Annotated in this window: 7 protein-coding genes; all 7 read left to right on the top strand. The window is 70.7% G+C overall.

Annotated elements, in window-relative coordinates; genetic code table 11:
- Positions 1-314 precede the first annotated feature (314 nt).
- The 7 genes from ACFW9D_RS36795 (at position 315) to pstB (ending at position 8296) form a co-directional block, all read left to right on the top strand.
- Positions 315-2582, top strand: coding sequence for an RNA degradosome polyphosphate kinase (locus ACFW9D_RS36795; RefSeq protein ID WP_384629667.1), 2268 nt, complete (start codon positions 315-317; stop codon positions 2580-2582).
- Positions 2563-3531, top strand: a complete 969-nt coding sequence (locus tag ACFW9D_RS36790; RefSeq protein WP_384629664.1) for a CHAD domain-containing protein — start codon at positions 2563-2565, stop codon at positions 3529-3531. The genes ACFW9D_RS36795 and ACFW9D_RS36790 overlap by 20 nt, the downstream gene beginning before the upstream one ends.
- Positions 3528-3959: an NUDIX hydrolase gene (locus ACFW9D_RS36785; protein ID WP_384629661.1), complete on the top strand. Its 432-nt coding sequence runs from the start codon at positions 3528-3530 to the stop codon at positions 3957-3959. The genes ACFW9D_RS36790 and ACFW9D_RS36785 overlap by 4 nt, the downstream gene beginning before the upstream one ends.
- 199 nt (positions 3960-4158) lie before the next feature.
- On the top strand, positions 4159-5286 hold the full coding sequence (gene pstS / locus ACFW9D_RS36780) for a phosphate ABC transporter substrate-binding protein PstS (RefSeq protein ID WP_188337752.1): 1128 nt from the start codon (positions 4159-4161) through the stop codon (positions 5284-5286).
- A 112-nt stretch (positions 5287-5398) separates the two neighbouring features.
- On the top strand, positions 5399-6406 hold the full coding sequence (gene pstC, locus ACFW9D_RS36775; protein ID WP_188337753.1) for a phosphate ABC transporter permease subunit PstC: 1008 nt from the start codon (positions 5399-5401) through the stop codon (positions 6404-6406).
- Positions 6403-7467, top strand: coding sequence for a phosphate ABC transporter permease PstA (pstA, locus tag ACFW9D_RS36770; protein WP_188337754.1), 1065 nt, complete (start codon positions 6403-6405; stop codon positions 7465-7467). Before pstC ends, pstA begins: the two co-directional genes overlap by 4 nt.
- A 52-nt stretch (positions 7468-7519) precedes the next feature.
- The gene (gene pstB, locus ACFW9D_RS36765) at positions 7520-8296 is read left to right on the top strand and encodes a phosphate ABC transporter ATP-binding protein PstB (RefSeq protein ID WP_188337755.1); all 777 of its coding nucleotides are present in this window, start codon (positions 7520-7522) and stop codon (positions 8294-8296) included.
- Positions 8297-8380 lie beyond the last annotated feature (84 nt).

Genomic DNA, 8380 nt, shown 5'->3' with positions numbered 1-8380 from the left:
CCCCTGGAGATGCGCACTTCGTGCGCGATCTCCATCGGGGCGGCGCCCCATCGGGGAAATGCGGCGCGAAGCGCCTGCATTTCAGGGGCGCGGGGAACTGCGCGACCAGCCCCCACCGGGCGGCACCCGGCGACGAAACGGTCGAAGTCACGGCGCGTGCAGGCCAGCCCCAGATAGCCCGCACGTCATGTCGCCGTAACCAACGATTCAGACGACCTTGCGACCCTCACGGAATGCAGCCCCCCGCCCCCGTTCCCGACCCCCCGACGGAGTCCAACGCGCTCAACGGTGCCTCCGCGCGGAAGAATGGGCGCATGAGCCAGCCGAACGCCGCCCAGGACCAGTCGTCCCCCAAGGCCCAGCCCTCCGTAGGCTCCCTCGCCGCCCACCGCCCGCATCCCGTCGCGGCCGGTGACTTCGACGCGAAGCTCGCCGGGATCGTCGCCGACATCGACGCGGATCCGGACGACTACGAGGAGGACTACAGCGGCCGCGCGGACGGGGACGAACTCCCGCAGGGACGTTTCCTGGACCGCGAGCGCAGCTGGCTGGCGTTCAACGAGCGGGTCCTGGAGCTCGCCGAGGACCCGAACACACCGCTCCTGGAGCGCGCCAACTTCCTGGCCATCTTCGCCTCGAACCTCGACGAGTTCTTCATGGTGCGGGTCGCGGGACTCAAGCGCCGTATCGCGACCGGCGTCGCCACCCGCTCCGCCTCGGGCCTGCAGCCCCGTGAGGTCCTGGAGCTGATCTGGAACCGCTCGCGCGAGCTCATGGCCCGGCACGCCGCCTGCTACCAGGAGGAGGTCGCCCCGGCGCTCGCCGACGAGGGCGTCCACATCGTCCGCTGGCACGAGCTGACGGAGAAGGAGCAGGCCCGGCTCTACACGCTGTACATGCAGCAGATCTTCCCGGTGCTGACCCCGCTGGCCGTCGACCCCGCGCACCCCTTCCCGTACATCTCGGGCCTCTCCCTGAACCTCGCGGTCGTCGTCAGCAACCCGGTCTCCGGCCACCGCCACTTCGCCCGCGTCAAGGTCCCGCCGCTGCTGTCCCGCTTCCTGGAGGCCTCGCCGCAGCGCTACGTGCCGATCGAGGACGTGATCTCCGCGCCCCGGCACCTGGGCGAGCTGTTCCCCGGCATGACGATCGAGGAGCACCACATGTTCCGCGTGACGCGGAACGAGGACCTGGAGGTCGAGGAGGACGACGCCGAGAACCTCCTCAAGGCGCTGGAGAAGGAGCTCATGCGGCGCCGTTTCGGCCCGCCGGTGCGCCTGGAGGTCGAGGAGACCATCGACTCCGAGGTCCTCAGCCTCCTCGTGCGGGAGCTGAAGATCAGCGAGTCGGAGGTGTACCCGCTGCCGGGGCCGCTCGACCTGACCGGGCTGTTCTCCATAGCGGGCCTGGACCGGCCCGAGCTGAAGTACCCGAAGTTCGTCGCGGGCACGCACCGTGACCTCGCCGAGGTCGAGTCCGCGTCGGCGCCCGACATCTTCGCGGCGCTGCGCAGCCACGACGTGCTCCTGCACCACCCCTACGACTCGTTCTCCACGTCCGTGCAGGCGTTCCTGGAGCAGGCCGCGCAGGACCCGGACGTCCTCGCGATCAAGCAGACGCTGTACCGGACCTCGGGCGACTCGCCGATCGTCGACGCGCTGATAGAGGCGGCGGAGGCCGGCAAGCAGGTCCTCGTCCTCGTCGAGATCAAGGCCCGCTTCGACGAGCAGGCCAACATCAAGTGGGCCCGCAAGCTGGAGGAGGCCGGCTGCCACGTGGTCTACGGCCTCGTCGGCCTGAAGACGCACTGCAAGCTGTCCCTGGTCGTGCGCCAGGAGGGCGACACCCTCGTCCGCTACAGCCACGTCGGCACCGGCAACTACCACCCGAAGACCGCCCGCCTCTACGAGGACCTCGGCCTGCTCACCGCGAACCAGGACGTGGGCGCCGACCTGTCCGACCTGTTCAACCGGCTGTCCGGCTACTCGCGCCGCGCCACCTACCGCCGCCTCCTGGTCGCCCCGCGCTCGCTGCGCACCGGCCTGGTCACGCGGATCGAGCAGGAGGTCCAGCACCACCGCGCGGGCCGCCCGGCGTACGTCAAGATCAAGGTCAACTCGATGGTCGACGAGGCGGTCATCGACGCCCTCTACCGGGCCTCGCAGGCGGGCGTGCCCGTCGACGTGTGGGTGCGCGGCATCTGCGCCGTGCGCCCCGGCGTCGCGGGCCTGTCCGAGAACATCCGGGTCCGCTCGGTCCTCGGCCGCTTCCTGGAGCACTCGCGGGTCTTCGCGTTCGGCAACGGCGGCGACCCCGAGGTCTGGTTCGGCAGCGCCGACATGATGCACCGCAACCTCGACCGCCGGATCGAGGCCCTGGTCCGCGTCGACGACCCGGCGCACCGCGCGGCCCTGAACCGGCTGCTCGAAACGGGGATGTCCGACACCACCGCCTCCTGGCACCTCGGCCCGGACGGCGAGTGGACCCGGCACGCGACGGACGCGGACGGGCGCCCCCTGCGCAACGTACAGGAGATGCTCATAGACGCCCGGAGGCGCCGGCGTGGCACAGCAACACCTTGAGTCCAGCGAGGCGTACGAGACGGACGCCGTGCTCGGAGCCCATCTGCGGGGCCGGGCGACCGACTTCCTGCGTGCGCTGCGGCAGCACCGGGAGTCCGGCGCGGCCGGCGACACGGCGGACGCGGCCCGCGCCCTGCGCCGCGCCGCCCGCCGCATCAGCGGCACCCTGCACACGTTCCGGCCGCTGCTCGACGCCGAGTGGTCCGACGCGCTGCGGCCCGAGCTGGCCTGGCTGTCCGGCACCCTGGCCCACGAGCACGCGTACGGGGACCGGCTGGCGCGGCTCGCGGAGGCCCTGCACCGGCTGACCACCAGCACGGTCGCGCCGCCCGCCCAGCGTGCCGAGCACGGGGCTCCGGCGGCGCCGCCCGGCCGGGAGACCCTCGCGCTGGGCGCGGCGAAGGCGGCCGCGTTGCTCGACCGCCAGCTGACCCTGGCCAGGACGCGGGCGCACAGCACGGCGCTTCAGGCCCTCGGCAGCTCCCGCTTCCACGCCGTGGCGGACAGTGTCGCGGTGCTGGCCAGCGAGGTGCCGCTGTCCGGCGTGGACGCGCCGCTCCACCGGTTCGCGGCGGAGGCGGAGGCCCGGCTCGCCGAGGCCGTCACCGCGCTGGGCGGCCGGCCCCCGTACAGCCAGTACGACTCGGGCTCGGACACGCCCTGGCACCACGTGCGGCTGCTGCTGCGCCTGCACCGCTACGCCCTGGAGGTCGTCCCGGGCCCGCCCGCCGACGCCGTACGCCTGTCGTCGGCGGCGCACGCCCTGAACGCGCACCGGGACGCCGCCGAGGCGGCCGCCGCCGCGTCCCAGGCGGCCCGCACCCCGCGCATCGCCCCGCCGACCGCGTACGCCCTGGGCGTGCTCCACGCGGACCAGCGGCATCAGGTGGAGGCGGCGCGGGAGGCGTTCCTGGACGCGTGGCGCCGGGAGCCGGTGAGCACGCCATGACCGTGTACGGGGACGACGGCGCGGTCCTTGCGGCGGGCTGTGTCCTGTGGCGCCGCTCCCCGTGCGCCGGCGGCGTGCAGGTCTGCCTCGTCCACCGGCCGAAGTACGACGACTGGTCGCACCCCAAGGGCAAGCTCAAGCGGGGTGAGACCACGCTGGCCTGCGCGCTGCGCGAGGTGCGCGAGGAGACCGGGTTCGCGTGCGTGCCGGGCGCCGTGCTGCCCGAGGTGCGGTATCTCGCGCAGGGCGTCGCGAAGCGGGTCAGCTACTGGGCGGCCGAGGCCGCGGAGGGCGCCTTCGCGCCGAGCCGCGAGGTGGACCGGCTGGTGTGGCTGGCGCCCGCGAAGGCCCGCGCCAAGCTCACCCAGCCCCGTGACCGCAGGCTCGTCGACGCCCTGCTGAACTCGCTCGACGTAATCACTCCGTGACCTAACCGCACCGCCCGCTGAGGTTCACCCGCCGTTCACTCTCGCCCATCGGCCGCTTCACCTGATCTGCCTAATTTCGGCCTTGTGCGGTGAGCCCCCCGGCACCGGGGAGCACGCCATCGCTCGACTGAAAATCCGCAGACTTTCGCACGCCGCCAGACGACACGCGGCCGGCGGCTCCTGGAAGGAACATCCGAAAGTGAAGCTTCAGCGCAAGAACCGGCTCCGCGCCCTCTCCCTCGGCGCTCTCGCCGTCACTGGCGCCCTGGCCCTCACGGCGTGCGGCTCGGACGACACGGGCACCAACGGCGGCAGCAGCGGCGGCCCCTCCGCCAAGGCCGGCAACATCAAGTGTGACGACGCCAAGGGCCAGCTCCTCGGCTCCGGCTCCTCCGCCCAGGCCAACGCGATCGACGCCTGGCGCAAGGCCTACTCGCAGGCCTGCTCCGGCGTGCAGATCAACTACAAGCCCGACGGATCGGGCGCCGGCATCGAGGCCTTCAACCAGGGCCAGGTCGCCTTCGCCGGTTCCGACTCCCCGCTGAAGCCGGAAGAGGTCGCCGCCTCCAAGAAGGTCTGCAAGACCGGCCAGGGCATCGACCTGCCGATGGTCGGCGGCCCGATCGCCGTCGCGTACAACCTGGACGGCGTCGACAACCTCGTCCTGGACGCCCCGACCCTCGCCAAGATCTTCGACTCGAAGATCACCAAGTGGGACGACGCGGCGATCAAGAAGCTGAACCCCGACGCGAAGCTCCCGTCGACGAAGATCCAGGCCTTCCACCGCTCCGAGGAGTCCGGCACCACGGACAACTTCACCAAGTACCTCGGCGCCGCGGCCAAGTCCGACTGGAAGTACGAGCACGGCAAGGCGTGGATGGCCAAGGACGGCCAGTCCGCCCAGGGCTCCTCCGGTGTCGCCCAGCAGGTCAAGCAGACCGCCGGCGCCATCGGCTACATGGAGCTCTCCTACGCCAAGGGCATGAACACGGTCGACATCGCCACCGGTGCCGCCTCCCCGGTCAAGGCCACGACGGACAACGCCTCGAAGGCGATCGCCGACGCCAAGATCGTGGGCTCCGGCAAGGACCTCTCCCTGGAGCTGAACTACGGCACCAAGGCCGAGGGCGCCTACCCGATCGTCCTGGTCACGTACGAGATCGCCTGCGACAAGGGCAACAAGGCCGAGACCCTGGCCGCCACCAAGTCGTTCCTCACCTACATGGCGAGCGACGAGGGCCAGGCCTCCCTGGCCGACCTGGGCTACGCCCCGATCCCGGCCGAGATCAACGCGAAGGTCCGCGAGACCGTCGCCGGCCTGAGCTGACCCAGAGTGCGGGCCGCCCGGCATCCGGGCGGCCCGCACCGTCCGGTGCACCGCCGCCAGAAGTCCCCGCCCCGACCCGGGTGACGAGGACTTCGCAGACCGGAGAATCCCCATGGACATATCTACGCAATCACCCGCGCCACCAGCGCCCGCCGATCGCCCGACCCCCGCCCAGCACAAGCGTGCGGCCCGCGGCGCCACCCGCCCCGGCGACCGGATCTTCCTCGGTCTCTCGCGCGGCTCCGGCATCCTGCTGCTGGTGATCATGGCCGCGATCGCGGTCTTCCTGACCTACCGCGCCTCGCTGGTCCTCTCGAAGAACGAGGGCAACTTCCTCACGACCTTCGAGTGGAACGCGACCGGTACCCCGCCCGTCTTCGGCATCGCCGTCCTCGCCTTCGGCACCATCGTCACCTCGGTCATCGCCATGGTGATCGCGGTCCCGGTGTCCGTCGGCATCGCGCTGTTCATCACGCACTACGCGCCGAAGAAGCTGGGCGGCCCCATCGCCTACGTCGTCGACCTGCTGGCCGCCGTGCCGTCCATCGTGTACGGCCTGTGGGGCGCCCTGTTCCTGGTGCCGCACATGGAGGGCCTGTTCGGCTGGCTCGACCAGTACTTCGGCTGGACCGGCATCTTCGAGTGGCAGGGCGGCGCCCCGCGCACCCTGCTCACCGTCGGCATCCTGCTGGCGATCATGATCCTGCCGATCATCACGAACGTCTCCCGCGAGGTCTTCCGGCAGGCCCCCCTGATGCACCAGGAGGCGGCCCTCGCCCTCGGCGCCACCCGCTGGGAGGTCATCCGCATGTCGGTGATCCCCTTCGGCCGCTCCGGCGTCATCTCCGCCTCGATGCTCGGCCTCGGCCGCGCGCTCGGCGAGACGATGGCCGTCGCCACGGTCCTCTCCCCCGACTTCCTGATCCACACGAGCCTGCTCGACCCGGGCGGCGGCACGTTCGCGCAGAACATCGCCGCGAAGTTCTCCGAGGCCAACGACCAGGGCCGTGACGCCCTGATCGCCTCGGGTCTGGTCCTCTTCGTCATCACGCTGCTGGTCAACGGCGCCGCCCGGCTGATCATCGCCCGCCGCAAGGAGTACTCGGGGGCCAACGCATGAGCCACGCGACCGTACCTGTGAAGCGCCCCGACTCCCTGAGCGCCGCGCGCCTGCCCCGCTGGTCCCCCTGGGCCATCGCGGTCGGCTCGGTCGCCGCGGGCTGCGCGATCGGCCTCGGCGCCGGTCTCGACAGCCGCATCCAGTGGGGCCTGCTCGCCGCGCTCCTGTTCGTCCTCGTCACATTCGCGCTGGCCGCGAAGGTCGAGGGCACCCGCCAGGCCAAGGACCGCGTCGCGACCAGCATCGTCTGGGTCGCGTTCGTCCTCGCCGTGATCCCGCTGGCCTCCCTCGTCTACGAGACGGTCAAGCGCGGCATCAAGGTCCTCGACCCGTACTTCCTGACCCACTCGATGGGCTTCGTCACCAGCATGGAGACGGGCGGCGGCATCTACCACGCCATCCTCGGCACCCTGGAGCAGGTCGGCATCGCCACCCTGATCTCGGTGCCGATCGGCCTCCTGACGGCGATCTACCTGGTCGAGTACGGCCGCGGCAAGCTCGCCAAGGCGGTCACCTTCTTCGTCGACGTCATGACGGGTGTCCCGTCGATCGTCGCGGGCCTGTTCATCCTGTCCTTCTGGATCCTGATCCTCGGCTTCGGGTTCTCCGGCTTCGCCGGCTCGATGGCCCTCTCGATCCTGATGATCCCGGTCGTGGTCCGCTCCACCGAGGAGATGCTCAAGCTCGTCCCGAACGAGCTGCGCGAGGCCTCCCTGGCGCTCGGCGTCCCGAAGTGGCGCACCATCCTGAAGGTCGTCCTGCCGACCTCGATCGGCGGCATCACCACCGGCGTGATGCTCGCGGTCGCCCGTATCGCGGGAGAGACGGCCCCCGTGCTGCTCCTCGTGTTCGGCAACCCGCTGATCAACGGCAACCCCTTCGAAGGCCCGCAGGCCTCGCTGCCGCTCTACATCTACGAGCAGTACGCGAAGAGCGGCGGCAACGAGGCCGCGTACGACCGCGCCTGGGCCGCCGCCCTGGTCCTCATCGCCTTCATCATGATCCTCAACCTCGTGGCCCGCGGCATCGCCCGCTGGAAGGCCCCGAAGACGGGCCGCTGACGCGGCTATCTCGAAGCACTCAGCGACTCGACCCGGAAGTAGTGAACAAGTCATGGCCAAGCGAATCGACGTAAGCGGACTCACCGCCTACTACGGATCCCACAAGGCGATCGAAGACATCTCGATGACCGTCGAGCCCCGCTCGGTGACGGCCTTCATCGGCCCCTCCGGCTGCGGCAAGTCGACGTTCCTGCGCACCCTGAACCGCATGCACGAGGTCACCCCCGGCGGCCGCGTCGAGGGCAAGGTGATGCTGGACGACGAGGACCTGTACGGGTCCGCCGTCGACCCGGTCGCGGTGCGGCGCACCGTCGGCATGGTCTTCCAGCGCCCCAACCCCTTCCCCACCATGTCGATCTTCGACAACGTGGCGGCGGGCCTGCGCCTCAACGGCAAGTACAAGAAGTCCGAGCTGAACGACATCGTCGAGCGGTCCCTCAAGGGCGCCAACCTCTGGAACGAGGTCAAGGACCGCCTGAACAAGCCGGGCTCCGGCCTCTCCGGCGGTCAGCAGCAGCGTCTGTGCATCGCCCGCGCGATCGCGGTCGAGCCGGACGTCCTGCTCATGGACGAGCCCTGCTCCGCCCTGGACCCGATCTCGACCCTCGCCATCGAGGACCTGATCGGTGAGCTGAAGGAGCGCTTCACGATCGTCATCGTGACGCACAACATGCAGCAGGCGGCCCGTGTCTCGGACCGCACCGCGTTCTTCAACCTCGCGGCGGTCGGCCAGCCCGGCCGTCTCGTCGAGATCGACGAGACGGAGCGCATCTTCTCCAACCCGTCGGTCCAGGCCACGGAGGACTACATCTCGGGCCGCTTCGGCTAGACCCGACTCCCCCGACCCCTCGTGGTGCTGCATGGCGGTGCCACCACGAGGACAGAGAGAAGCCCCGCCCCCGAAGGGGGCGGG

The organism is Streptomyces sp. NPDC059524, from assembly GCF_042749255.1.
Lineage (GTDB): Bacteria > Actinomycetota > Actinomycetes > Streptomycetales > Streptomycetaceae > Streptomyces > Streptomyces xanthii.
Note: the sequence above shows the minus strand (reverse complement) of the source record. Positions and strands in the feature narration are given on the sequence as shown.

Excerpts from the sequence above, each read along its gene's own strand:
- ACFW9D_RS36795 (WP_384629667.1), top strand. The coding sequence starts at position 315 with ATGAGCCAGCCGAACGCCGCCCAGGACCAGTCGTCCCCCAAGGCCCAG.
- ACFW9D_RS36785 (WP_384629661.1), top strand. The coding sequence starts at position 3,528 with ATGACCGTGTACGGGGACGACGGCGCGGTCCTTGCGGCGGGCTGTGTC.
- pstC (WP_188337753.1), top strand. The coding sequence starts at position 5,399 with ATGGACATATCTACGCAATCACCCGCGCCACCAGCGCCCGCCGATCGC.
- pstA (WP_188337754.1), top strand. The coding sequence starts at position 6,403 with ATGAGCCACGCGACCGTACCTGTGAAGCGCCCCGACTCCCTGAGCGCC.
- pstB (WP_188337755.1), top strand. The coding sequence starts at position 7,520 with ATGGCCAAGCGAATCGACGTAAGCGGACTCACCGCCTACTACGGATCC.